This window comes from Arsenicicoccus dermatophilus (assembly GCF_022568795.1).
Taxonomy (GTDB): domain Bacteria; phylum Actinomycetota; class Actinomycetes; order Actinomycetales; family Dermatophilaceae; genus Arsenicicoccus; species Arsenicicoccus dermatophilus.
Window position 1 is genome coordinate 779,009 of record NZ_JAKZHU010000001.1, and the last position, 24,423, is coordinate 803,431.

At 73.5% G+C, this 24,423-nt stretch carries 22 protein-coding genes; 17 read left to right on the forward strand and 5 right to left on the reverse strand.

All coding sequences use genetic code 11. From position 1 onward, the window contains the following. Window positions 1-32 precede the first annotated feature (32 nt). The 8 genes from MM438_RS03750 (at window position 33) to MM438_RS03785 (ending at window position 9,169) form a co-directional block, all read left to right on the forward strand. The gene (locus MM438_RS03750; RefSeq protein WP_241451178.1) at window positions 33-1,556 is read left to right on the forward strand and encodes a bifunctional ADP-dependent NAD(P)H-hydrate dehydratase/NAD(P)H-hydrate epimerase; all 1,524 of its coding nucleotides are present in this window, start codon (window positions 33-35) and stop codon (window positions 1,554-1,556) included. Next, entirely contained in the window at window positions 1,553-2,719 is a 1,167-nt protein-coding gene (gene alr, locus MM438_RS03755; RefSeq protein WP_241451180.1) for an alanine racemase, read from the forward strand. Before MM438_RS03750 ends, alr begins: the two co-directional genes overlap by 4 nt. Beyond that, window positions 2,704-3,987 carry an alpha/beta fold hydrolase gene (locus MM438_RS03760; protein WP_241451181.1) on the forward strand — a complete coding sequence of 428 codons (1,284 nt, stop codon included), beginning with the start codon at window positions 2,704-2,706 and terminating at the stop codon, window positions 3,985-3,987. The genes alr and MM438_RS03760 overlap by 16 nt, the downstream gene beginning before the upstream one ends. Continuing rightward, window positions 3,984-4,463 carry a tRNA (adenosine(37)-N6)-threonylcarbamoyltransferase complex ATPase subunit type 1 TsaE gene (gene tsaE / locus MM438_RS03765; RefSeq protein ID WP_241451182.1) on the forward strand — a complete coding sequence of 160 codons (480 nt, stop codon included), beginning with the start codon at window positions 3,984-3,986 and terminating at the stop codon, window positions 4,461-4,463. Before MM438_RS03760 ends, tsaE begins: the two co-directional genes overlap by 4 nt. 236 nt (window positions 4,464-4,699) lie before the next feature. Continuing rightward, complete coding sequence (locus MM438_RS03770; protein ID WP_241451183.1) at window positions 4,700-5,122, forward strand: hypothetical protein; 423 nt, start codon at window positions 4,700-4,702, stop codon at window positions 5,120-5,122. 67 nt (window positions 5,123-5,189) lie between these two features. Further along, on the forward strand, window positions 5,190-6,575 hold the full coding sequence (locus MM438_RS03775) for a purine-cytosine permease family protein (RefSeq protein WP_241451184.1): 1,386 nt from the start codon (window positions 5,190-5,192) through the stop codon (window positions 6,573-6,575). Window positions 6,576-6,678: 103 nt separating this feature from the next. After that, window positions 6,679-8,220, forward strand: coding sequence for a thioredoxin family protein (locus MM438_RS03780; protein ID WP_241451185.1), 1,542 nt, complete (start codon window positions 6,679-6,681; stop codon window positions 8,218-8,220). 130 nt (window positions 8,221-8,350) lie between these two features. Then, window positions 8,351-9,169: a DUF1684 domain-containing protein gene (locus MM438_RS03785; protein ID WP_241451186.1), complete on the forward strand. Its 819-nt coding sequence runs from the start codon at window positions 8,351-8,353 to the stop codon at window positions 9,167-9,169. Here MM438_RS03785 and MM438_RS16635 read toward each other — a convergent pair. Beyond that, a complete protein-coding gene (locus MM438_RS16635) occupies window positions 9,108-11,897 on the reverse strand; it encodes an MFS transporter (protein ID WP_241451187.1) in 2,790 nt (929 codons plus the stop codon). The two genes, MM438_RS03785 and MM438_RS16635, sit on opposite strands and share 62 nt — an antisense overlap. Before the next feature lie 8 nt (window positions 11,898-11,905). Continuing rightward, on the reverse strand, window positions 11,906-12,307 hold the full coding sequence (locus MM438_RS03795; RefSeq protein ID WP_241451188.1) for a hypothetical protein: 402 nt from the start codon (window positions 12,305-12,307) through the stop codon (window positions 11,906-11,908). A 175-nt stretch (window positions 12,308-12,482) separates the two neighbouring features. Here MM438_RS03795 and MM438_RS03800 point away from each other — a divergent pair, with 175 nt between their 5' ends. From MM438_RS03800 to tsaD, 5 genes are read left to right on the forward strand one after another with little or no spacing between them, the layout of a single operon-like run. Continuing rightward, window positions 12,483-12,875 carry a PPOX class F420-dependent oxidoreductase gene (locus MM438_RS03800; protein ID WP_241451190.1) on the forward strand — a complete coding sequence of 131 codons (393 nt, stop codon included), beginning with the start codon at window positions 12,483-12,485 and terminating at the stop codon, window positions 12,873-12,875. Between the two features lie 33 nt (window positions 12,876-12,908). Continuing rightward, a complete protein-coding gene (locus MM438_RS03805) occupies window positions 12,909-14,138 on the forward strand; it encodes an MFS transporter (protein WP_241451191.1) in 1,230 nt (409 codons plus the stop codon). Window positions 14,139-14,161: 23 nt separating this feature from the next. Further along, window positions 14,162-14,833, forward strand: coding sequence for a tRNA (adenosine(37)-N6)-threonylcarbamoyltransferase complex dimerization subunit type 1 TsaB (gene tsaB, locus MM438_RS03810; RefSeq protein ID WP_241451192.1), 672 nt, complete (start codon window positions 14,162-14,164; stop codon window positions 14,831-14,833). Further along, on the forward strand, window positions 14,834-15,367 hold the full coding sequence (rimI, locus tag MM438_RS03815; RefSeq protein WP_241451194.1) for a ribosomal protein S18-alanine N-acetyltransferase: 534 nt from the start codon (window positions 14,834-14,836) through the stop codon (window positions 15,365-15,367). It abuts the gene before it with no gap. Next, the gene (tsaD, locus tag MM438_RS03820) at window positions 15,364-16,413 is read left to right on the forward strand and encodes a tRNA (adenosine(37)-N6)-threonylcarbamoyltransferase complex transferase subunit TsaD (RefSeq protein ID WP_241451195.1); all 1,050 of its coding nucleotides are present in this window, start codon (window positions 15,364-15,366) and stop codon (window positions 16,411-16,413) included. The genes rimI and tsaD overlap by 4 nt, the downstream gene beginning before the upstream one ends. A gap of 108 nt (window positions 16,414-16,521) precedes the next feature. Here tsaD and MM438_RS03825 read toward each other — a convergent pair whose 3' ends face one another. Beyond that, window positions 16,522-17,823 carry a glycoside hydrolase family 3 N-terminal domain-containing protein gene (locus MM438_RS03825; protein WP_241451196.1) on the reverse strand — a complete coding sequence of 434 codons (1,302 nt, stop codon included), beginning with the start codon at window positions 17,821-17,823 and terminating at the stop codon, window positions 16,522-16,524. A gap of 64 nt (window positions 17,824-17,887) precedes the next feature. Here MM438_RS03825 and MM438_RS03830 point away from each other — a divergent pair, with 64 nt between their 5' ends. Continuing rightward, window positions 17,888-18,718, forward strand: a complete 831-nt coding sequence (locus tag MM438_RS03830; RefSeq protein ID WP_241451197.1) for a PfkB family carbohydrate kinase — start codon at window positions 17,888-17,890, stop codon at window positions 18,716-18,718. A 284-nt stretch (window positions 18,719-19,002) separates the two neighbouring features. Here the strand turns inward: MM438_RS03830 and MM438_RS03835 are convergent, their stop codons facing one another. Continuing rightward, window positions 19,003-20,259, reverse strand: a complete 1,257-nt coding sequence (locus MM438_RS03835; RefSeq protein WP_241451198.1) for a class I SAM-dependent methyltransferase — start codon at window positions 20,257-20,259, stop codon at window positions 19,003-19,005. A gap of 215 nt (window positions 20,260-20,474) precedes the next feature. On the opposite strand from MM438_RS03835, the gene groES reads away from it, so the two are divergent. Beyond that, entirely contained in the window at window positions 20,475-20,768 is a 294-nt protein-coding gene (gene groES / locus MM438_RS03840; RefSeq protein ID WP_241451199.1) for a co-chaperone GroES, read from the forward strand. Window positions 20,769-20,870: 102 nt separating this feature from the next. After that, entirely contained in the window at window positions 20,871-22,490 is a 1,620-nt protein-coding gene (groL, locus tag MM438_RS03845) for a chaperonin GroEL (protein WP_241451200.1), read from the forward strand. A gap of 186 nt (window positions 22,491-22,676) precedes the next feature. On the opposite strand, the gene MM438_RS03850 is transcribed toward groL, so the two are convergent. Continuing rightward, window positions 22,677-22,964 carry a WhiB family transcriptional regulator gene (locus tag MM438_RS03850; RefSeq protein WP_241451201.1) on the reverse strand — a complete coding sequence of 96 codons (288 nt, stop codon included), beginning with the start codon at window positions 22,962-22,964 and terminating at the stop codon, window positions 22,677-22,679. A 472-nt stretch (window positions 22,965-23,436) separates the two neighbouring features. Between MM438_RS03850 and MM438_RS03855 the strand changes: the two genes are divergently transcribed. Further along, a complete protein-coding gene (locus MM438_RS03855) occupies window positions 23,437-24,348 on the forward strand; it encodes a MerR family transcriptional regulator (protein ID WP_241451202.1) in 912 nt (303 codons plus the stop codon). Window positions 24,349-24,423: the final 75 nt, after the last annotated feature.

The window sequence follows — 24,423 nt, forward strand, 5'->3', positions numbered from 1 at the left end:
CCCCGGCCGCGCCCGCTCTCGCAGGAGGCACCATGATCCACGCCTGGTCCGTCGACGACGTCCGAGCCGCGGAGGAGCGTGCCGCCCGGGGGCTGCCCGACGACGAGCTGATGCAGCGGGCTGCCCAGGGGCTGGCTGCCGTGGTCGCGGCGCGGCTGCCCGCCGACCCGCACACGCAGCCCCTCGTCGTCGCCCTGGTCGGCGGCGGCAACAACGGCGGCGACGCGCTGCACGCCCTTGCCCACCTGGCCGCCCTCGTCGGCGAGCCGCTCGACCTGGTGGCCGTGCTCACCGGACCGCAGGCCCACGAGGCCGGTCTGGCCGCGGCCCGTGAGGTGGGCGTGGAGGTCCACGACGCCACCACCGAGCCCGGCCGGGACGCGGCCGTGGAGATCCTCGGCCTGGCCGACGTGGTGCTCGACGGGGTCTACGGCATCGGCGGCCGGGCGGGGCTGCCCGACCTGGTCGCCGCCCTCGTCGACACGATCGCCGAGGACGCCCACGTCGTCGCCGTCGACGTCCCCTCCGGGGCCGACCCCGGCGGCGAGGTCCCCACGGGCGAGGGGGTCTGGGCCGACGAGACCGTGACCTTCGGCGGCCCCAAGCCGGTCCACGTGCTCGGTACGGCCGACCGCTGCGGCCTGCTCACCGTCGTCGACATCGGGCTCGACCTGGACGAGGTGACCCCCGCCGCCCAGCGCCTCGAGCACGACGACCTGGCCCTGCTGTGGCCGGTGCCCGGTCCTCAGGACGACAAGTACTCCCGCGGCGTGCTCGGCGTGGTCGCCGGCGGCGAGAGCTACACCGGGGCTCCGGCCCTGTGCGTCACCGCGGCGGTCGAGGCCGGCGCCGGCATGGTCCGGTACGTCGGACCGCCCGGACCCACCGCCCTCGTGCGGCAGCTCGTCCCCGAGGCGGTCCACGGCGCCGGGCGCGTGCAGGCCTGGGTGGTCGGCCCCGGCCTCGACCCCGCCCCCGAGTCCTGGGACCGGCTCGGCCTGGACCAGGTCGCCGCCGCCCGCCGCGCCCTGGACGGCGACCTGCCGTGCGTCGTCGACGCCGGCGCCCTCGACCTGCTCGACGGACCCCGCGAGCACGCCGGCGCCCGCACCCTGCTCACCCCGCACGCGGGGGAGCTCGCCCGCCTGATCAGCCGCGTCGACCCCGACGTCACCGAGCTGACCCGCGAGCAGGTCAGCGCCGAGCCGGTGCGCTGGGCGCGGCGGGCCGCCCAGCTGCTGCGCTGCACCGTGCTGCTGAAGGGCGGGACGACCTACGTCGTGCCGCCGCCGGGCTCGGGGCTGCCGGTGCGCGCCCAGGCCGACGCCCCCGCCTGGGCGGGGACGGCCGGGTCCGGGGACGTCCTCGCCGGGCTTGCGGGCGCCCTGCTCGCCGCCGGGCTGGACCCGCTCGACGCCGGCTCGCTGGCTGCCCTGGTCCACGGGGTCGCGGCCCACGACGCCAACCCCGGCGGCCCGGTGCGTGCCCTCGCCATCGCCCAGCAGCTGCCGCGGACCGTCGCGCGGCTGCTCGCCCGGCCGGAGGCGCGACGATGAGCGCGCCCCGCGACTACGCCGGCGAGCTGCGCATCGACCTGGCGGCCATCAGCGCCAACACGCGCCGGCTGGACGAGCTCGCGGGGGCCGCGGGCGTCATGGCCGTGGTCAAGGCGGGCGGGTACGGCCACGGGCTGGTCCCCGCGGCGTTGGCGGCCCTGCGCGGCGGAGCCACCTGGCTCGGCGTCGCCCAGCTCGCCGAGGCCTTCGAGCTGCGCGGGGCGGGCATCACGGCCCGGGTCCTGGCCTGGCTCTACACCCCCGGCGCCGACCTCGCTCGCGCGGTGCGCGAGGACGTCGACCTGGCGATCTCCACCCCCTGGGGTCTCGAAGCGGCCGCCGGCGCGGCCCGGTCCGAGGACCGCGTCGCCCGGCTGCACCTCAAGGTCGACACCGGGCTCGGGCGCAACGGCGTCTTGCACGGCCCGGACTACACCGCGCTGCTGGCCCGCGCCCGCGAGCTGGAGGCCGAGGGCCCGGTGCAGGTCGTCGGCCTCATGCAGCACTTCGCCTACGCCGACTCCCCGGAGCACCCCGAGGTGCTGGCGCAGGTCGAGCGCTTCGACGCCGCCGTCGCCGAGGCCGAGCGCGCGGGCTGCCGTCTCGAGGTCCGCCACCTCGCCAACTCCGCCGCCACCCTGACCAACCCCGCGCTCGCCTACGACCTGGTGCGGCCCGGCCTCGCGATCTACGGCCTGTCCCCGGTCCCGCACCTCGGCGACCACGAGCGCTACGGGCTGGCCCCCGCGATGACCTGGACCGCGCCGCTGTCGCAGGTCAAGGCCGTCCCTGCCGGGCAGGGCCTGTCCTACGGGCACACCTACGTCACCGAGCGGGACACCCGCGTCGGGGTGGTCCCACTGGGGTATGCCGACGGCATCCCGAGGGCCGGCAGCGGTGTCGGACCGCTGCAAGTCGCCGGTCGTCGGCATACGGTCGCCGGACGCGTGTGCATGGACCAGCTGGTCGTCGACCTCGGCCCCGACTCGACCGCCCGCGAGGGCGACGAGGTGGTGATCCTCGGGGACGGCCGGGACGGCGCGCCCACCGCCCAGGACTGGGCAGACGCCACCGGGACCATCGGCTACGAGCTCATCACGCGGGTGGGTCCCCGGATCCCCCGCCGGTATGTCGCAGGGGAGTCGTCGTGGGCCCTGACCTGAGCCACCTCACCCGCGTGGTCACCGGCCTCGGTCTCGGGCTCGGCACCGCCGCGGCCGGGGTCACCGGCATCACCTCCCGGTCCCGGTCTCTGGCCGACGAGGTCGAGAACGTCGAGGCGACCTATGCCCACCTGTGCGACGAGGAGCGGGTGGTCGTCTCCGAGGACGGCACGGTCCTGCACGTGGAGGTCGACCTGCCCACGGACCTGGACCCCGCCCGCCCGGTCGTCGTCCTGTCCCACGGCTACACCCTCTCGACCAAGGCCTGGATCTTCGTGCGTCGTCGCCTGAAGGACGCGGGCTACGAGGTCGTCTGCTGGGACCAGCGTGGCCACGGCCGCTCGGGCGCGGGCAGCCGCGACTCCTACCGCATCGACGTGCTCGGCCGCGACCTGCGGGCCGTGGTCGACGAGACCTGCGCGGGCCGCACCTTCGCGCTGGTCGGGCACTCCATGGGCGGTATGACGCAGATGGGCTTCGGGCGTCAGTTTCCCGAGCTGGTCCGGGAGCGCTGCGTCGCCGTGGCCTTCGTGGCGACGAGCAGCGGCGGGCAGGGGGAGGACCGGGTCGCGCTCGGCGACCTGCTGGGCCGGGCCGCGCAGCGCCTGGGCCCCTACGCCCTGGCGCCGCTGACAGGCCGGCAGGCGGTCGTGGAGCAGGCCCGGCGGGTGGCCCGCCAGCTGGAGCACTTCTTCACCTATCGCTACTCCTTCGCCTCGCCGGTGCCGCCGAGCCTGCTGCACTACGCCTCGGACATGATCATGTCGACGCCGGTGGAGGTCATGCAGGGATTCCTGCGGACGCTGTCCGAGCACGACGAGCGGGAGGCGTTGGCGTCGTTCGCCGGCATCGAGGCCCTGGTCGTCAACGGCGACTGCGACCTCATGCTCCCGCCGTCCCACAGCGAGCGGATCGTGCGCCGCCTGCCGGGCGCCGAGCACGTCGTCGTCAGCGACGCGGGGCACCTGCTGATGCTCGAGCACCCCGAGGTGGTGAGCGACCAGATCCTGGCGATGCTCGAACGTGCCGCCCGGCACGAGCCGCTCGGGGAGCGCACCAGGGTGCAGGTCACGGACCTCGCCCACCGCCGCACGAGCCGGTCCCGGCGCCACCAGGCCGAGCGGCGCGAGCAGCGGCGGCGCGCCCGTGAGCAGGTGGAGCTCGCCACCGAGCAGACCCGGGCCGAGCTGGCCCGGCAGGCCCAGCGGGTGGTCCGTGGACGCCGGGCGTCCGGGAGCACCCGGGTGACCGAGGAGGATCCGTCATGACCACGCTCTCGCTGCCCACCGCCGAGGACACCCGACGGCTCGGCCGCGCGCTGGGGGAGGAGCTGCGCGCCGGGGACCTGGTGCTGCTGACCGGTGACCTGGGGGCGGGCAAGACCACCCTCACGCAGGGGCTCGCCGAGGGCCTGGGCGTCCGGGGACCCGTCACGAGCCCGACCTTCGTCATCGCCCGGGTCCACCCCTCCTTGGTGGGGGGGCCCGCGCTGGTCCACGTCGACGCCTACCGTCTCGCCGGAGCCCTCGACCTGGACGATCTCGACCTGGACGCGTCCGTCGAGGATGCGGTGACGGTGGTCGAGTGGGGCCACGGGATCGCGGAGCTGCTGAGCCCCGACCGTCTGGAGCTGGAGCTCACGGGAGAGACCGAGCGGACGGTCCGCCTGACTGCCCACGGAAAGCGCTGGTCTGATCACGCCGTGCAACTTCTGACGAGGCTGAGTGCCACCTTGGAAAGCTAGCGAAGAGATCGGTCTGCTCGGGTGACCGGATGTGAGGGGATGTGTCCTCATGAGCGCCGATTTCGTCATAGAAGGCTACTTTTAGTATTCGACGTGTCGCATACGGGTGGAATCAGGTTCTTGTCCTCAGATGTTCACGACTCAGGTCTGGTAGCCCTATCGGGCTAGGAACTACGGTCAGACGGGTCACTATCCGTGCACCGGCTCCAGATCACTCATCTCCAGCGAGGTCGCCCATGCATCGCCGCCCCCTGTCCGCTCGAACCCCGGCGGCCCGGTCGCTCGCCGCCCCGGCGCTGCTGTGCGCGATCGCTCTGAGCGCCTGCTCGGGTGGGGGTCAGACGACCTTCACCTCGAGCAGCACCGGTGCTCCGGCGGCCACGTCGGCGGCCTCCGCCGCCGCCACCTCGCACGAGGCCGTCACGGTCGGGGTCCTGGACAAGGCCGTGGCAGAGGCCCGCCAGGCCCCCGCGCTGAGCAAGGCTGCCGACGACCAGGTCCGCGGCTGGCTCAAGGCGGCGTGCGCGGCTCACCTCGCCGGCATGCCGGACGCCCAGGTCCCCGCCGCCGTGGCCCAGGACATGCAGGTCCTCGGCGGCAACGCCCAGGCCGGTGCCCAGGCCGTCGTGCCCGTCGCCCGCAAGCTGCTCTGCCCCTGAGATCCGTGCCGCTCGCCGCGCCCCCAGGACCCTTCCCTTCCGTCGCTTCCCCCTCCAGGACCCGATCATGACCGCCACCTTGTCCCCATCCCCCTCGACCGGCCACGACGAGTCGGCGGCCACGGCCGCGGACGACTACTCCCTCCAAAGGGTTCCGCCCGAGGCCCGCTACGGCTGGTTCTCCGTGGCCATGCAGCGCTTCGGGATGCTCTCCGCGCTGGCCCAGTTCATGCTCGCCGCCTCCATCGGCATCGGCCTGTCCTTCTGGGACGCCATGCTGGCCATCACCATCGGCTCGGTGGTCCTGGAGGCCCTCACCATCCTCGTCGGGATCGCCGGCCAGCGCGAGGGCCTCTCCACCTCGCCGCTGGCCCGCTGGTCCGGCTTCGGGACCGGTGGGTCCGCCATCGTGGGCGTGGTCATGGCGCTCAGCCTCGTCGGCTGGTTCGCCATCCAGAACGCCGTCTTCGCCGAGGGCCTGCACCGGATCGCTCCCGCGATCCCGCTGTGGGCGCTGTGCATCCTCGGCGGCCTCATTGTCACCGGGATCGTGGTCTTCGGCTTCAACGCCATGAACTGGGTGGCCTGGGTGGCCGTGCCGGCCTTCCTGGGCCTGTGCCTGTGGGCGATCTACTCCGAGCTGTCCAACCACACGCTGGGCGAGCTGCTGTCCTCCGGGCCCTCGGGCACGCCGATCTCGATGGGAGCGGCCACCACCATGGTGGCGGGTGGCTTCATCGTGGGTGCGATCTTCACCCCGGACATGTCGCGCTTCAACCGCACCCCGATGGACGTCATCAAGCAGACCATCGTCGGCGTGACCTTCGGGGAGTACTTCGTCGGCGTGGTCGGGGTCCTGCTGGCTCACGCGCTCAAGGTCTCCGTCCCGGCGGACGCCGGCGTGATCGTCGGGATCATCCAGTCCACGTCCGGCGTGATGGGCGTCCTCGTGCTGGCGCTGTCGATCATCAAGGTCAACGACTGGAACCTCTACCCCTCCTCGCTCGGCATCGTCAACGCGGTGCACGTGCTGACCGGTCGTCACATCAACCGGGGGATCGTGGCCGCTGGCCTCGGCGTCCTGGGGTCGGTCCTCAGCGCCATCGGCATGGCGGAGCACATCACCCCCTTCCTGCTCGAGCTGGGGGTTCTGTGCCCGCCCATCGCGGCGATCCTCATCGCCGACTACTTCGTGTGCCGCTCCTGGCGCGGCGAGCTCGACGCGTCCCGGGCATCGGGCGCATTGCCCGCCACGGCACCCCGGTGGGTGCCCGCCGGTCTGGTCGCCTGGGTGGTCGGCTGGCTGGCCGGGCGCTGGGCGTCGGCCAACCCGCAGCTCCTCGACGGCTGGCTCGTGCCGGCACTGACCTCCGTCCTGGTCGCCTTCGTGGTCCACGTCGCCCTCGGTCGTCTCGGTCTGGCCCGCGGCGTGGGGATCCACGAGACGCACTGACCTGGGCGATCACCCCAGCAGTCCCCATCTGACCTGCTCTGCCGCACGACGGATCCGGCGCACCGCTCGGTCCATCCCCCAAGAAGAGAAGGAACTCCCACTGATGCACCTCTCCCGCAAGACCAGTCGCTCGCTCCTCGCGGGCGTGCTCGCCACCGGGGTCGCCTCGTCGATGGCTCCCAGCCTGGCCTCTGCCGCGGTCGCCTCGCCCGCGACCGCCTCCGTCCGTGCCGCCGCGGTCGCCGCCGGTGGCACCGTCATCGACGTCAACAAGTCCAACCTGGCCGAGGTCAAGGCCATGTCCAAGGACCGCCCCGTCGTCATCCTCGTCACCGCCCCGGCCTGGTGCGGCTACTGCAAGAAGCTCGACCCGGTGATCCGCAAGTTCAACGCCGACGACGCGGGCAAGTGGGTCCTGGCGATCATCGACGTCGACAAGGCGGGTGGCGCCGAGAAGGAGTTCGGCGCCGACGGCTACCCCACCATGGTCCCGTGGGGCAAGAACGGTGAGATGAAGGGCACCGGTCGCATGGAGGGCTGGGCCGGCGAGTCCGGCACCCGCGAGTGGCTGGACGCCATGCTCAAGGAGTACGGCCCGACCAACACCCCGGCGCCGACCAACACCCCGGCGCCGACCAACACCCCGGCGCCGACCAACACCGCGCCGCGTCCCACCCAGACGCCGCGTCCGACCGAGACGCCGCGTCCGACCGAGACGCCCACCCCGCTGCCCACGAAGCCGCGGCCCACCCAGACGCCGACCACGCCCGCGCCGACCGGCACCGAGCCGGGCCCGGTGCCCACCAGCACCGCCCCGGTCCCGGTGCCCACCACCGAGCCTGCCCCGACCACGACGGCCCCGGCTCCCACCACCACCGGCCCCGCCCCGACCACGCCCGCCCCCGGTGACGGCACCCTGCCCGAGCTGCCCCCGGGCGCCGTGCAGCTGACCGACAAGAACTTCGACGAGGCCGTGATCAAGGAGTCCGCCAAGCGGACCGTGATCATCGACTTCTCCAAGGACAAGTGCGAGCCGTGCCTGGCCATCGCGCCGCTGCTGGACGAGAAGTACCGCAAGGACGCGGGGAAGTGGCAGTACACCCGCCTCGACGGCACCCAGTTCCCGGAGCTGTGGAAGAAGTTCGACAACCCGTGGTTCCCGACGCTCGTCGCCATGCGTGACGGCAAGGAGATCTCGCGTCGCGCCGGCTACGAGGGTGACGCCGAGGCCGTCAAGGCCTGGATCGACTCCGTGGCCGAGGGCAAGGCCCCCGCGGTCGACCCGCTGGTCATGGACCTCAAGTCCGAGGAGGACTGGAACTCGATCGTCTCCATGTCCAAGCGCCACCCGGTCGCCATCCGCGCCCACCTGGACAGCTACCTCAAGAGCTCCAAGCGCAGCGGTGAGGCCGCCAAGAAGATCGCCAACGGAGATGGCGGCAAGTGGACCCTGGCCAACGTCGACATGGCCGGTCCCGGTGCCTACCTCCTGGCCCGCAAGGGCGTCCGCGTGACCACGGTCCCGCAGATGTTCGTGTTCTACAACGGCAAGGTCCAGCTCACCCCGCTGAACGGCCCCGCCGACGAGGCCAAGATCCGCGAGTGGGTCAACACCATGCTGAGCACCCACTACCCGCCGGCCTGAGCCGCGGGCTGATCCCCAGCACCACCCTCGGTCCGGCCGGGGCGCGGCTCACGTCGCGCCCCGGCCGGACCCGTCCTCCCTGCGCCAACCATCCCTGAACCGCCATCCACCACTACCACCGAGGAGCATCATGACCACCGAGAACAGCACCCCCGCCGCCGAGCACCAGCGCTGGCGCGAGGCCCGTCACGCCGCCGTCACCGGACCGCACGGCAACCTCGCCCTCGTGGGCTTCCTGCAGGTCACCGAGGAGCCGGAGCGGCTCGAGCAGATCCCGGCGACGGTATGGCGCGTCGGTGACGCCGACGGGATCATGGTCACCGCCGACGCCGCCGACGAGGTCCGCCTCGACGGGGAGCTCGTGGACGGCGACCGGGCCTGGGCCCGGCTGCGTCCCGACGGCACCCCGATCCTGACCTGGCAGGGCCTCGCCGCCGATGCCTTCTCGCTGGACGGCTCCGCCTTCGAGGTCCGCGTCTACGACCCCTCCGCCCCTCGTCGCGCCGAGTTCGAGCGCATCGACTGCTACGACTACGACCCCGAGCTGGTGGTCCCGGCCCGCTTCGTCCGCGATGCCGAGGTGCACGCGGTGCCGTGGGAGTTCAGCCGTGGCAGCGACAGCGGCGCGCTCAAGCAGGTGCCCGGCAGCGTGCGGTTCACCCTGGGTGGCGAGGAGCACGAGCTCGCGGGCTTCCTCGACGGCCGGGTGCTCGTCATCGTCTTCGCCGATGCCACCACGGGTCCCGAGTCCTACGCGCCCGGTCGCTTCCTCAAGCTCGACATCCCGCAGGACGGCGAGCTGGAGCTCGACTTCAACCAGGCCTTCGTGCCGCCGTGCGGGTTCTCGGACTTCTACTCCTGCCCGCTGCCGCCCGCCGGGAACCGGCTCAGTGTGCCCGTCCGTGGCGGGGAACGGCGTGTGATCTGGCGCGAGCAGCAGCAAGCCTGAACGAGCTGAGGGTGGCCACGAGCGCGAGCGCCGTGCCCACCCAGGGCAGCGTCTGGGTCTGGCCGGCGTCCACGAGCACTCCGCCGAGGGCGCCGGCCACCGCGACGCAGAGGTTCCAGGTGGTGACCACCAGGGCCTGACCGATCTCCTGGGACTGTCCGCAGATGCGAGCCGAGGCGGTCTGGAAGATCGTGGGGGCGCCCCCGAAGGCCATGCCCCACACCGCCACGACCCCGAGCACGGCGAAGAGCGGTCCGGCGGGCACCAGGAAGCACGCGGCGAGGCACGCCACCAGCCCCGCGCAGACCAGGGTGGCCAGCAGCTGCAGGTGCCGGTCCACGTGCTTGCCGACCAGCGCCAGGCCGATGACGGCCACCAGCCCGAAGGCCAGGAGCAGGACGTCGAGCCGCAGGTCCTTGCGCCCCTGGGTCAGAGCGGGCAGGAAGGTGTAGACCACGTTGTGCGCGGTCGAGTAGAACGCGGTCACGGCGAGCACGCGGCCGAGCCCGGGCAGGGTGAGCACGCTGCCCAGTCCGGGCCGCTCCCCACCGCGCGGCTCTCCGGGGATGCGAGGCAGCGAGGCGATGGCGAGGAGCAGGACGAGCGCGGCCAGCGCGGACACGGCGGCGAAGGAGAGCCGCCACCCGAGCATGCTGCCGAGGAGGCTGCCGAAGGGGATCCCCAGCGCGAGCGCCATGGGCGTGCCGGCCATGGCGATCGCCATGGCACGGCCTGCGATCCCCGGGACCACCAGGCGGGTGGCGTAACCCGCCAGCATCGCCCACAGCAGGCCGGCGCAGGCACCCGCGGCGAACCGGGCGACGGTGAGGATCATCAGGTCTGATGACACGAGGGGCACGCTGTTGGTGACCACGAAGGCGAGCAGGGTCGTCAGCAGGAGGGTCTTGCGGTTCACGGACCGGGTCAGCGCGGTCATGGGTATGGCGGCCAGGCCGCACCCCACGGCATAGGCCGTCACCAGCTGGCCGATGATCCCGTCCGTCCAACCGAGCCCGGCCCTCATGGACGGGGTCACCGCCACGGGCAGGGCCTCGGTCATCATCGTGATGAAGCCGGCCGCGGCCATGAGCAGGAGCTGACCGACGGGAGGCTTCTCGCGGGGGACGTAGCCGCCCTGGTCGCGGGGAGCCACCCGCGTGTGCGACCCGGTGGTGCGGCGGGTCTCGGCGCGCGTCAGGGGACCCGTGGGCTCCTGGTCCTCGCGGCTGCGACCCACCCGGCTCGTCGGGCCGGTCGTCTCCGACGTGCGGCGCATCTCGGCGCGGGTGCGGGTCTGGGTGGACTGCCGGGTGGGCGGTGCGCCCCGCCTCGCCGGGCGACCGGGCCTCGACGGCACCCGGTCGTCGAGCTCGTCGTCCTCGTCGTCGAAGACGGGGCGGAAGTGCTCGGTGCGGGGTCCGTCGTCGGGCTCGTCGAGCCGGTAGTCCTGGTCCTCGGGGTCGTCGTAGACCGGGCGGAAGACCTCGGTGCGGGGTCCGTCGTCGCGGCTCCCGGGGCGGTAGTCGTCGTCGTAGACCGGCCGGAAGATCTCGGTGCGGGGCGCGTCGAGCGGGTAGTCGTCGTCCTCGTCGTCGTGGAGGTCGTCGGGGTCGTCGTAGACCGGGCGGAAGTGCTCGGTGCGGGGTCCGTCGTCGCGGCTCCCGGGGCGGTAGTCGTCGTCGTAGACCGGTCGGAAGATCTCGGTGCGGGGCGCGTCGAGCGGGTAGTCGTCGTCCTCGTCGTCGTGGAGATCGTCGTAGACAGGGCGGAAGATCTCGGTGCGGGGTTCCTCGTCCACCGCAGCGGCCCCGCGGTCGGGGTAGCTCCGGTCCGGGGTCCACGAGGAGCTGCGGTCGTGGTGGACCGTGCTGCCGTGCGCCCCCCGGGTCCACGAGGTGCTCCCGGCAGCCGGGTCGGCGCCCTGCTCCGGCAGGTAGTCCTCGTCGTCCTCGTCGTAGAGGTCGTCGTCCTCGTCGTAGGGGTCGTCCTCGTCATACCGAGAGCGGTCGAGGACGGGGGTGAACAGCTCGGTGTGGGCGCCGGGGTAGCGGTCCTCGGCGGGCGGTCCGGCGTCGGGCGCGGGGGAGAACGACCGGTCGTCGATGGACGAGCCGTAGGAAGGTGCGTCGTACGAGGACGAGCCACCGTAGGAAGGCGACTCGTAGGACGTGGGCGCGTCGTAGCTCTCCCGCCGGGCGGAGGGATAACCGGCGGGTGGGCTGAAGGCCGTGGGGGAGGTGTAGTCCGTCGGCGAGGTGAAGGCCGTGGGTGAGGTGTAGTCCGTCGGCGAGGTGAAGGCCGTGGGTGAGGTAGGGCTCGGGCGGGGGTCGTACGACGCCGGCGACTCGTAGGTCCGCGAGGACTCGTACGCCGGTCGCTCGTAGGACGCAGGGGTCTCGTACGACCTCGGGAGCTCCTGGCTCGCGTGCCGGGAGGTGTACTCCGCCGGACCGGCGTACGAGGTGGGCGAGCCGCCGGAGGTGGGGCCGTCGTAGTCCGCGGGCGCGTCGTAGCTCCCCCTCGGGGAGGTGTGGCGGGCGGGCGGCTCGTAGGACGCGGGGGAGTCGTAGTCGGACGGGGACTCGAAGGTCCCCGTGGACCGGCGGTAGGACGACGGAGCGGAGGAGGTGTCGGGGGAGTAGCTGCCGGCGGGGTCGACGTCCGGGCGGTAGGTGGGCGACGAGGTGTAGGACGTCGCCCCTCCGGGCCTGGACCCGCCGTCGGGCACCGGCCGGATCAGCTCGGTGAGAGCGGGGCCACCGGGCGGGCTCCCGTCGCGGTCGTCGTAGGACCGCCCGGTCGGGGGCAGGTGCTCCCGCCGGGGGAGGTGCCCGGGCGCACGGGGTCGCGGTAGACCGGGATCAGCTCGGTGCGCGGCTCGTCGGGCGAGCCGGCCAGGTAGTAGTCCTCGTCCACGGGAGGCAGGTACTTCGACATGGTGTCGTGCACCGAGCCCCGGTGGCCGTCGTCGAGCGGCACGGAGGTGGTGCGGTAGCTGCGCGTCGCGCCATAGGCGGCGGTGGCCCCTGACGGGTCGATCCGAGGGTCCTGGGGATCGCGTGCATCCCGTCCGTCCCGGCTCTCCCGCCCCTCGCGAGGCCTGCCGCGGTGCGTGTTGCGGGTCGCGGCTGGCTCCACGGCGCCTCCTCATGTTGGGGGTGTCGGTCGATCGTTACCCGCCGTGTCCGCGGGCGCAATGGCCCTCCCCCCAGCAGGAGGACATATTATTACTTTTAGCGCCTATATGATGCTATAAGTAGTGCTTCTTGTGATGGTCAGTGACGAATGGTGCGTAAGGTCGTACCCTCGGGGTATGGACCTCCTGACGTTGGGTGACGAGCATGTCGTGTCCCTGACCACCTTCCGTCGCAGCGGCGAGGCGGTCAGCACCCCGGTCCGGATCGGCCGCGACGGCGAGCAGCTGGTCGTGCTCACCCCGGACGGGACGGGCAAGACCAAGCGGCTGCGGCATACCCACGCCGTCGTCCTGCGGCCCTGCGACCGCCGCGGCCGGGTCGCGCCGGGCGCACCCTCGGTGCGCGCCACCGCCCGGGTGGACCGGGATCCGGCGCTGCTCGCCCGCACCCGGGCGATCCTCGCCGCCAAGCACCGGCTCGAGTTCCACGGCTTCATGCTCGTCGAGCGGCTCGTGCGTCGACGCAGCCCGGCCCGCGTCGTCATCACCGTCCACCCACGATCCGGTTGACCCTGCCACGGAGGCAGCAGGCAGTCTGAGCACATGCTGCGTCACTTCGGTTTCCCGCCCGTCGGCGACCACCGCCGGTTCGTCGTCGCCCTCACGGTCGACGCGATCGGCTCCGGTGTCTTCATGCCCCTGTCGATGCTCTACTTCCTGCGCACCACCGACCTGCGGCTCGAGCAGGTCGGGGCCGCCGTCTCGATCGCCGCCGCCGTGGCGCTGCCGGTCGTCCTCCTCGTGGGACAGCTCGTGGACCGGCTGGGGCCGCGCTCGATGCTGCTGGCGGCCAACGCGATCCAGGCCACGGCGTATGCCGGCTTCCTGCTGGTCCACGACGTCGCCGGCATGCAGACGGTGACCATCCTCGCCGCCCTGGGTCAGGCGTGCTTCTGGGGCTCCTTCGGGCCGATGCTGGCCGCCATCACCCGCGAGGGCGAGCGGGAGCTGTGGTACGGCTTCGTGGGGGCCCTGCGCAACCTCGGCTTCGCGGTGGGCGGGCTGGTGGCGGGGCTGGTGATCGCCGTGGGGACGACGACGGCCTACCACGGCGTGGTCGTCGCCAACGCGGTGTCCTTCGCCCTCGCGCTCGTCCTGCTGGCGGACGTGCCCGTCCAGGCGCCCGCCCGCACCGCCGGGCAGCACCCCCTCGCCGGTCTCGGCATGGTGCTGCGGGACGCCCCCTACGCCGTGCTGCTCGTCGCCAACCTCGGTTATGCCCTGTGCGGGCTGGCGCTCAACTACGCGATGCCGGTGTATGCCGCCGACCGGCTCCAGCTGCCCGGCTGGGTGACCGGGGCGATCTACACCCTCAACACCGTGCTGGTCGGCCTCGGCCAGGGCCTGGTGGTGCGCGCGATGACCGGCCACCGCCGGCACCGGGTGCTCGCGCTGGCGGGGGTGGCCTTCGTGGTGGGCTTCGGCCTGCTGGCGGTGGCCGGGCGCGCCGGCGCGGGACTGGCGAGCGCGGTCGTCCTGGTCGCGGTCGCGGTCTACACCCTGGGCGAGCTTCTCGGCGGGCCGGTGCTCTCCACGGTGGCGGTGGACTCCCGGCCCGCCGAGCTGCGGGGGACCTACCTGTCGGCCTACCAGCTGTCCTGGAACGTCGCCGGCATCATCGGGCCGGCGGCGTTCGCCTGGCTCCTGGGCCGCGGTGACGAGCCGGTCTGGCTGGCCCTGGCCGCGTCGTCGGTCGTCGGGATCGCGGTCACGCCGCTGCTCGCCCGGGTCCTGCCCGTCGCCGGAGAGCGGGTGACCAACCAGGCGGCCTGAGCGGCGACGATAGACTGCCGGGCGTGCTGCTCGCCATCGACACCTCCACCAGCGCCATCGGCGTCGCCCTGCACGACGGCGACCGGGTCGTCGCCGAGCGCAGCGTGCTCGACGCGCGGGCCCACGGCGAGCTCGTCGCCCCCGGCATCGTGGCCGTCCTGCAGCAGACCGGCCTGCGCCCCGCCGACGTCGACGCGGTGGTGGTGGGCACCGGGCCGGGCCCGTTCACCGGGCTGCGGGTCGGCATCGTCAGCGCCCGCACCTTCGCCCTCGCCCTGGACCTTCCGGTCCACGGGCTGTGCTCGCTGGACGCCCTCGCCCACGAGGCCCGGCAGACCACCGTCGACGGTCCGCGCCGGCTCGTCGTCGCGACCGACGCCCGCCGCAAGGAGGTCTACTGGGCGGGCTACGACCTGTCCGGGGAGCTGCCGGTGCGCGAGGGGGAGCCTGTGGTGTGCCGCCCCGCCGACCTCGCCCCGCAGCTGGGGGGACGGCCCGTCGTCGGTCGCGGCCCGCACCTGTATCCCGAGCTCGGTGCCGTCGCGCCCAGCAGCCCGCGCGACGTCTCCGCGGGATGGCTGGCCGACCTGGCCGCGCGCCGCCTCGCCGCGGGCGAGGACCTGTCCGACACCACCCCGCGCTACCTGCGCCGCCCCGACGCCGTCCCGTCCGTCGCACCCGTCACGGTGGTCTGAGTGCTGCGCGAGCTGGCCTGGGGCGACCTGCCGCGGCTCGCCGAGCTGGAGCTCGAGGCCTTCGCGCAGGACGCATGGACCGAGGCCACCTGGTGGTCCGAGCTCGCCGGGCGTCCCCGGCGGGAGTACGTCGTCTGGGACGACCCGGACCGCGGCGGCGTCGTGGGCTACGCCGGGCTCGACCACGGCGGGGACGTCGCCGACGTGATGACCATCGCCGTCGCACCCGCCGCCCGCGGCCTGGGCCTCGGGCGGCGCCTGCTGCACGAGCTGGTCGCCCGGGCGACGGCCGGGGGAGCGAGCGCGCTGCTGCTGGAGGTCCGCGCCGACAACGCCCCGGCCCGGGCGCTCTACGAGACCCACGGCTTCGAGACCATCTCGGTGCGCCGCCGCTACTACCAGCCCGGCGACGTCGACGCGCTCGTGATGCGCCGCCACCTCGCCGCCGGCGAGCCGGCCCCGGACCACCGGGCGACCGACGCCGCCTCCGGCATACGACCCGATCCGCAGCCCACCCAGGGAGACCTGACATGACCCGCACCGACGAGCCGCTCGTCCTCGGCATCGAGACCTCCTGCGACGAGACCGGCGTCGGGATCGTCCGCGGCCACACGCTGCTCGTCGACGCCATCGCGAGCAGCGTCGACGAGCACGCCCGCTTCGGCGGGGTCGTGCCCGAGGTCGCGTCACGCGCCCACCTGGAGGCGATGATCCCCACGATCCGCCGCGCCTGCACCGAGGCCGGGGTCACCCTGCAGGACCTGGACGCCATCGCCGTGACCTCGGGACCCGGCCTGGCCGGGGCGCTCCTGGTCGGGGTCGCCGCGGCCAAGGCGCTCGCCGTCGCGCTGGACAAGCCGATCTACGGCGTCAACCACCTCGCGTCGCACGTGGCCGTGGACGTGGTGCAGCACGGACCGTTGCCCGAGCCGACGATGGCGCTGCTCGTCTCGGGGGGTCACTCCAACCTGCTCTTCGTCCCGGACATCACCGGCGACGTCCAGCACGTCGGGCAGACCATCGACGACGCAGCGGGGGAGGCCTTCGACAAGGTCGCGCGGGTGCTGGGCCTGGGCTTCCCGGGCGGCCCGATCATCGACCGCTCCGCGCGCGAGGGGCAGATCGTCATCGACTTCCCCCGCGGGCTCACAGCGGGCAAGGACATGGAGCGACACCGCTACGACTACTCCTTCTCCGGGCTCAAGACCGCGGTGACCCGGTGGGTGCGGGCGCGTCAGGAAGCCGGGGAGCCGGTGCCGGTGGCCGACGTGGCCGCGAGCTTCCAGGAGGCCGTCACCGACGTGCTCACCCGCAAGGCGCTGCTGGCCTGCCGGGAGAAGGGCGCCACCGACCTGGTCATCGGCGGCGGCGTGGCGGCCAACTCGCGGTTGCGGGAGATGGCCCAGGAGAGGTGCGACAAGGCCGGGGTCCGGCTGCGGGTCCCGCGGCCGGGGCTGTGCACCGACAACGGCGCGATGGTCGCGGCCCTCGGCGCCCAGATGGTCGCGCGGGGGCGCACGCCCTCCGACCTGGGCCTGCCGGCCGACTCCTCGATGCCCGTCACGGTCGTCTCGGCCTGAGCGACCCGGCCGGCGCCAGGAGGTGTGCCGGACGTTGCCGTCGACCGGACGCCCGGTCACCGCCGGAAGGCCGGGCGAGCCGGGACTCGGCTCGCCCCCGGTCGGGTCTCAGCCGCAGCGGGCCAGACCGCGCCGCACCTTGAGGTCGACGACCCTGATGGCGGCGGCCCGGACCTGGGCGGCGAAGGCCGGGTCCTTGCCGACCTCGGCCAGCAGCGCCGCCGTCATCTTCGGGCCGTCCGTGGCGATGCCGGTGAGCGCGAGGTCGCCCCCCGCGCGGACGAAGCGTACGGCTCGCTCCCCGGTCGGCACGGACCGCACCGATGCGGCCACTCCGAGGTCGTCCGTCGCGACCACGCCCTGGTAGCCGAGCCGCTTGCGCAGGAGCTCGGTCACGATCGGGCGGGAGAAGGCCGCGTGCGTCGTGGGGTCGATGCGCGGGTAGCGGGCCGTGGCGACCATGACCACGTCGGCGCCGGCCGCGATCCCGACGGCGAAGGGGCCGAGGTAGGGGTCCTCGGCCGTCATCACCGGGTCGTCGATGCCGGTGGCCGAGAAGTCGGTGTTGGCCCGCACCCGCCCGATGCCCGGGAAGTGCTTGACGGTCGCGCCGACCCCGGCGGCGTGCAGCCCGGTGATGAACGTGCTGATGAGCGGGCCGACCCGCCGAGGGTCGGTGGAGTACTGCCGGTCCCAGCGGCCGATCGGCTCGTTGGCCCGGCCGAGGCGGGGATCGACGGTGTCCGTGACCGGGGCCAGGTCCAGGTTGACGCCCGCCGCGGCCAGGGTGCGGCCCAGCCCGGTCGCCAGGGACCGCAGCTCGTCGGGGGAGAGCCGGGCCTGCTGCACGGCGCTCGGCAGGGGCGGGAAGCCCTTGCCCTTGAGCTGCTGCACCTTGCCGCCCTCCTGGTCGGCGGCCACGAGCAGCCCCAGGCCGGTGCCGGAGCGGCGGGCGGCCGCCTGCATGGCGTCGGAGATCGGGCGCACCGTGTCCACGTCCCGCCACCCGCCGATGTAGAAGGCGTTGCCCACCGCGTGGTCGGAGACGGCCCGCTCGGCCTCGGGGCGGGCGTCCGCGCTGATGCCGATCATCACCAGCTGACCGACACGCTGGGCCGGGGTGAGCCGGTCCACCAGGGTCGCCGCGCAGGCGGCCGGGGCGGGGCGCGCGGGTGTGGTCGCCGGAGTGGTCGGCGCGGTGGTCGGTGCGGTGGTCGGGCTCGGGGGAGGCGCCGCGCCCGGGGTGGTGGCGCCCTGCTCCCCGGTGTCGGAGCCGGCGGCGGACGACGCCGTCGCGGGCGCGGGGCGCACGCCCTCGCCCCCCGGCGGCGGACCGCTGCAGGCGCTGGCCAGGGACCCGATCGTCGTGAGGACGGCGATCAGGCGTGCGGTGCGGGTGAGGTCTGACATTGCGCAGACCGTACCGCGAGTCGTGCGATCACCACATCTGCCCTGGCAGGGGGAGGATGGTCCCATGAGCCGCGTCTACGTCCTCGGGTCCCTCAACGTCGATCTCACCGTCCCGGTCAGCCGGCTGCCCCGGTCGGGGGAGACGGTCGTCGGAGGCACCGTACGACGTACGGCGGGCGGCAAGGGTGGCAACCAGGCGGTCGCCGCTGCCGCGCAGGGCGCCGAGGTCGTCATGATGGGCGCCATCGGTGCCGACGAGCCTGGCGTGGCATACCGGGACCGGCTGCACGACAAGGGGATCGACGTGAGCCACCTGAGGGTCGTCGAGGGCGAGGCCACCGGGCAGGCCTTCGTCACGGTGGACGAGGTCGGCGCCAACCAGATCGTCGTGGCTCCCGGGGCCAACGCCGAGCTGGCGCCGCACCACACGGCCGCCCTGGACACCATGGCGGCGGGCGACGTCCTGCTGGTGAGCCTGGAGGTGCCCATCGAGACCGTGGCCGAGGCCGTCCGCCGCATCGCTTCGCGGGACGTCCGGGTGGTCCTCAACGCCGCCCCTTACGCCCACCTGCCGCACCACGTGGTCGAGGCGGCCGATCCCCTCGTCGTCAACGAGCACGAGGCCCTGGAGCTGGCCGACGACGGGGCCTTCCCGGCGTCGTTGCTCGTCACCTTCGGGGCCGCCGGGTGCGCCTGGAACGGCATCGAGCACCCGGCCGTGCGGGTTCCCGCCGAGCGGGTCGTGGACACCACCGGCGCCGGCGATGCCTTCTGCGGGGCCCTGGCGGCGCGGCTGGCGCTCGGCGACACGCGCGAGGAGGCCGTCGCCGCCGCGCTGCAGGCCGGGGCCGACGCGGTGCAGCACGCCGGCGCCCAGCGCGACGCCCTGCTCTGAGGGTCCTCACTGCGTCGATGCCCGGGCTGCGGTGCCGGGAGCGCTGTGCCACCGTGGCGACGTGACGGCGACCCCCGAGCCCGACCGGTCGGCCGAGATCCTGCTGCAGGTATGGCGGGACGGCGACCCCGCCGACCCCGGGCCCACGGTCGCCCGCGTCGAGGCGCTGTGCGGCACGACGCCCGAGGACCCGGGCCCGGCCTACGAGCTCGCCCGCGCCGACGACCGGGCCGGTCGGGAAGGTGCGGCGCGAGGACTCGACGACCAGGGGGGACCTGCGGGTCTCAGGTCGGCTCGACGTGCAGTGCCACCGGACGGCCCGCGTGCCGCGTCAGGATCAGGGTGGCGCTCCCGGACCCCTTGAGCCGCAGCGACCTTCGCAACCGGTCGGGATCGACGTCGACGCCGCGCTTCTTGAGCGTCACGGTCCCGCAGCCGATCTTGCGCAGGTGGGCGCGGATCATCTTCTCCTGCAGAGGGAGCGACTCCAGCACCCGAAACCGCCTGGCCCACGGCAGGTCTCGCTCGACGGACGAGGTGACGTAGCCGACCCCGGGGTCCAGCTCCGGGCCCCCGACGGCCCGCTCCAGCGCCCCCACCAGGCCGGCGCGGATGACGGCCCGGTCCGGCTCGTAGACCCACTCCGCGAGATCGCCTGTGGCCCAGGCGGTGTCGGCGTCGTTCTCGGTGAGCAGCGCCGACCCGGCCGCGGACAGGACGAGCGCCGTCCGGCCTGCGCGCTCCACCGCGTCCCCCCACCACAGGCAGCACTCGACGACCTCGCCGCGCCACGAGACCCACTGCGCCTCGGCGCCGTCCGGGATCGCGGCGTGGGGGAAGGCCGGCGACAGCTTGGCCCCCGCCGCGGCCGCCTGCCCGGCGAGGGACCGCACGAGCTCCCAGGAGGGGGCGAGGTCGTCGAGCCGCCAGGTCCGGCGGGTCCGTCCGGTGACGTCGGCGACCCCGGGGGTGCGGCGGGCCGGGTCGAGCCACACGGCCGTGCGCCGTCCCGCAGCCGCTCCCGGCTGCGCCGGGCCCGCGAGACCGACGGTCAGGTCCACGTCCTCCGCCCGGGCGCAGGCCACCTCCGGCGGGACCTGGTCGCCGGTGCCGGGCACGGCGGCGAGGTTGTGGGCCGCGAGCACCGCCGTCGCCGGGTCGGCGTCGACCGCGCGGACCGCCAGCCCGGCCTCGACCAGGGCGCGGGCGTCCAGGCCGAGGCCGCAGCCCAGGTCGTGGACCAGGGCGACGTCCGCGGAGCGCAGGCGCTGCGCGTGGTGGCGGGCCACCTGCGGGCGGGTCGCCTGCTCCAGCCCGTCGTCGGTGAGCAGCAGCGCGTCCACCGCGTCGCCGAGCTTGGCGCGGCCGCGGGCGCGCAGGGCGGACTGGTGCAGCACCGCCGCGGTCAGCTCGGGGGAGTGTCCGGCCGCCCGCAGCCGGGTGGCGAGGGCGAGGGCCTGGCGGTCGTCATACACCGGCAGGCTGCGCAGCAGCTCCGTGGCCTCGGGGGACACGAGCAGGTGGGCGGTCTCCAGGTCCATGACCTCATCCTGACGCACCACCGGGACGCGCTGGCACTCGACTTGACCGAGTGCCAGGGTCTTCCTAGATTGAGTGTTAGCACTCTCGACCACCAAGTGCTAACCAGCGAGCCCAGGCGCCGACCCCCGCGACGGCGGTGCCCAGCCCGGTGGCGCACGGCCGGGGGCCACCATCTGTCCACGTTCGACATTCCCACGAAGGGGAGGTCACCACAGTGTCGGTTTCCATCAAGCCGCTCGAGGACCGCATCGTCGTCAAGTCCGTCGAGGCCGAGCAGACCACCGCGTCCGGTCTGGTCATCCCGGACACCGCCAAGGAGAAGCCCCAGGAGGGCGAGGTCCTGGCCATCGGTCCGGGCCGCATCGACGACAAGGGCAACCGCGTCCCGATGGACGTCAACGTCGGCGACAAGGTCATCTACTCCAAGTACGGCGGCACCGAGGTCAAGCTCGGCGGCGAGGAGTACCTCATCCTGAGCGCCCGCGACGTCCTCGCGATCGTCGGCTGAGCGTCCGCTCGCACCAGCACTTCTCACGTGTGCCCCGGCTGCGCGCCCCTCGGGGCCCGGCCGGGGCACACGTCATACCCGTGACCAGACAGAAGGAATCTCATGGCCAAGACGCTTGAGTTCAACGACGCCGCTCGCAAGTCCCTGGAGCGCGGTGTCGACGCCCTCGCCAACGCCGTCAAGGTGACGCTCGGCCCCAAGGGCCGCAACGTCGTCATCGACAAGAAGTGGGGCGCCCCCACGATCACCAACGACGGTGTCACCATCGCCCGCGAGGTCGAGCTGGAGGACCCCTACGAGAACCTCGGCGCCCAGCTCGCCAAGGAGGTCGCCACCAAGACCAACGACATCGCCGGCGACGGCACCACCACCGCGACCGTCCTGGCGCAGGCCATGGTCAAGGAGGGCCTGCGCAACGTCGCCGCGGGCGCTGCCCCGGCCGGCGTCAAGCGCGGCATGGACAAGGCCGTCGACGCCGTGTCCGAGCGCCTGCTCGCCAACGCCCGCGAGGTCTCCGGCAAGGAGGAGGTCGCGGCCGTCGCGTCCCTGTCCGCCCAGTCCCAGGAGATCGGCCAGCTCATCGCCGAGGCCTTCGACAAGGTCGGCAAGGACGGCGTCATCACCGTCGAGGAGTCCTCGACCGCCAGCACCGAGCTGGAGTTCACCGAGGGCATGCAGTTCGACAAGGGCTACATCTCGCCGTACTTCGTCTCCGACCCGGAGCGCATGGAGGCCGTCCTCGAGGACGCCTACGTCCTGGTCAACCAAGGCAAGATCTCGGCCATCGCCGACGTGCTCCCGCTGCTGGAGAAGGTCGTCCAGGCCGGCAAGCCGCTGCTGATCATCGCCGAGGACATCGACGGCGAGGCGCTGTCGACCCTGGTGGTCAACAAGATCCGCGGCACCTTCAACGTCGTGGCCGTCAAGGCTCCCGGCTTCGGCGACCGCCGCAAGGCCATGCTCGCCGACATCGCCATCCTCACCGGCGGCCAGGTCGTCGCCGAGGAGGTCGGCCTCAAGCTCGACCAGGTCGGCCTGGACGTGCTGGGCCAGGCCCGCCGTGTCGTCGTCTCCAAGGACGACACGACGATCATCGACGGCTCCGGCGACCAGGGCGCCGTCGAGGGGCGCGTCGCCGAGATCAAGGCCGAGATCGGCCGCACCGACTCCGACTGGGACCGCGAGAAGCTCCAGGAGCGCCTCGCCAAGCTCGCCGGCGGCGTCTGCGTGATCAAGGTCGGTGCGCACACCGAGGTCGAGCTCAAGGAGAAGAAGCACCGCATCGAGGACGCGATCTCCGCGACCCGCGCAGCCATCGAGGAGGGCATCGTCGCCGGTGGCGGCTCCGCCCTCGTCCACGCCGTGCGGGTGCTCGACGAGCTGCAGCTCGACGGCGACGAGGCCACCGGCGCCGCCATCGTGCGCAAGGCTGCGGCCGAGCCGCTGCGTTGGATCGCCGAGAACGCCGGGCTCGAGGGCTATGTCGCGGTCTCCAAGGTCGGCGACCTGGAGCCGGGCAAGGGCCTGGACGCCGCCACGGGGGAGTACGTCGACCTGGTCGCGGCCGGCGTCATCGACCCGGTCAAGGTCACCCGCTCCGCGCTGCGCAACGCCGCGTCCATCGCCTCCATGGTGCTGACGACCGACACCCTGGTCGTCGAGAAGCCCGAGGAGGAGGCTCCGGCCCCCGCCGGCGGGCACGGCCACGGGCACGGCCACTGAGGTTGACCCACCGTCCTGGGCTCCAGGACGTATGACGCACGGAGGCGCCCACCCCGCACGGGGTGGGCGCCTCCGTGGCGGCGCGGTGGGCGCCGACGCGGCCCACGCCCGGTGCCCCTGATGGGTGGGGAATCGGGCGAGCGGGCTGTCCTGCCGGCGACGTTGCCGGGGCGAGAGGCGCGGCCGTCAGGCGATGGCGCTAGCGCTGCTGTAGTAGGACTCGCGCTCGTCCTCGGTCATCCCGCCCCAGACGCCGTACGGCTCGCGCACGCGCAGGGCGTGCTCGCGGCACTGCTCCAGGACCGGGCAGGCGATGCAGACCGCCTTGGCGGCACCGTCCCGGTTGCGACGGGCGGGACCGCGCTCCCCCTCGGGGTGGAAGAACACGTCAGGGTTCTCCCGCCGGCAGGAACCCTGCAGCTGCCAGTCCCACTGGTCTGCAACGGGCCCGGGCAGTCGGCTGATCTCGGCCATCGAGAGCTCCTCGTCAGAGGTCGGCCGGTGGAGTCACGGCTGGCACCCGGTCAATCACCTAGCGATCATCGATCGCATACAGATGAGTGCCCGGGCATACTCATGGGCACACTGCTCCCCGTCGAGCTGCTGACGTGACATCGGCATCGGCGTGTCGGTCTGTCGCGATGACCGTACCCAGCGTGAGTGCTCGTAGACAAGGGGTTGTGGAACAGATCTCCTGGCGTTTACCTCCTGGGCACCTTGTCTGCATAACAAGTCGCTACGCCACGTCAAATCCAGTGTCGCACAGTGACATTGTGGGCGTCCGAGTGGTCCTCGGGGCTACCGCTGGCGCGAATCTCGTCGGGGCGCTTTGCTCGGGGGACGACCGGCTCCGGTCCGGTCGGGAAACGGGGTGCGGGAGACGATGGGCGTGACCAGTGAAGGGCTCCAGCGGTCTGGGGGCTCCGGAAGCCTGACGGTGGCGGTGGTGGCCCGGCTCGTCGGAGTGGCGCCGTCGACCTTGCGCACGTGGGCCCGCCGCTACGGGCTCGAGCCGTCCGGGCACCGCTCGGGTCTGCATCGTCGTTACTCCGAGACCGACGTCGCACGCCTGCGCTACATGCGCTCCCTCACCCAGTCCGGCATGACGTCCCGGGACGCCGCGACGCGCGCCATGACCGCGACCCTCGACGAGCTGGCGGCCACTCCCGGCGTCGGGCACCCCGTCGGGGAGCTGACCCCGACGGCGGCCCTGCGCTCGGACCGACGGCCGATGCAGGAGCGGGCCTACGTCGGTGACGTGGCTCCCGTCGTCAAGACCCTTCTCGGTACCCTGGGCAACGCCGACGCCCGCGGCACCATCTCCTTGCTCCGGATCGCCCTGCGCGACCTCGGCGCGGCGCGCACGTGGGACGAGCGGGTGCTGCCGGCCCGCGCCGCCCTGTGGCGGCTGCACCGCGAGGCGCAGGCGCGCGGGGACGCCCTCCTGTCCACCGCGGTGGTGGGCGCCGTGGGCGACGTCCGTCTCGGCCGCGCCCCGCGCAACCTCGTCCCTGTCTATCTGTGCTCGCTGCCGGGTCACCAGGATCCGGCAGCCGAGGCGCTGCTCCTGGCGGCTCTGGCCGAGCGGTCGATCCACGCCTCCGTGCTGGGACTGGGCGCCGGTGCCGCCACGGCGATCCGGGCGGTGTCGGGGGCGCCGGCAGGGGTTCTCGTGCTCCAGGTGCCCGACGACCAGGTCGCGGCGCAGCTCGCAGGTCGGCTCCGTCAGGTGGCCGGCGTCGGCGAGCAGCTGCACTGGGGCGAGGGCTGGGTCCGGTGGGCCGGGCACTCCGGCGGTATGACGGACCTGGTCCGGGCGGTCGAGGCGGCCAGCTGTCCGCCACCCGAGCAGCCCTGAGGCCCGGGTCGGCGGCGCGGGACGCCCGACGACCGGTGTCGGTGGTGGCGCCCGCAGGTGCTGACGCCGCGAGGT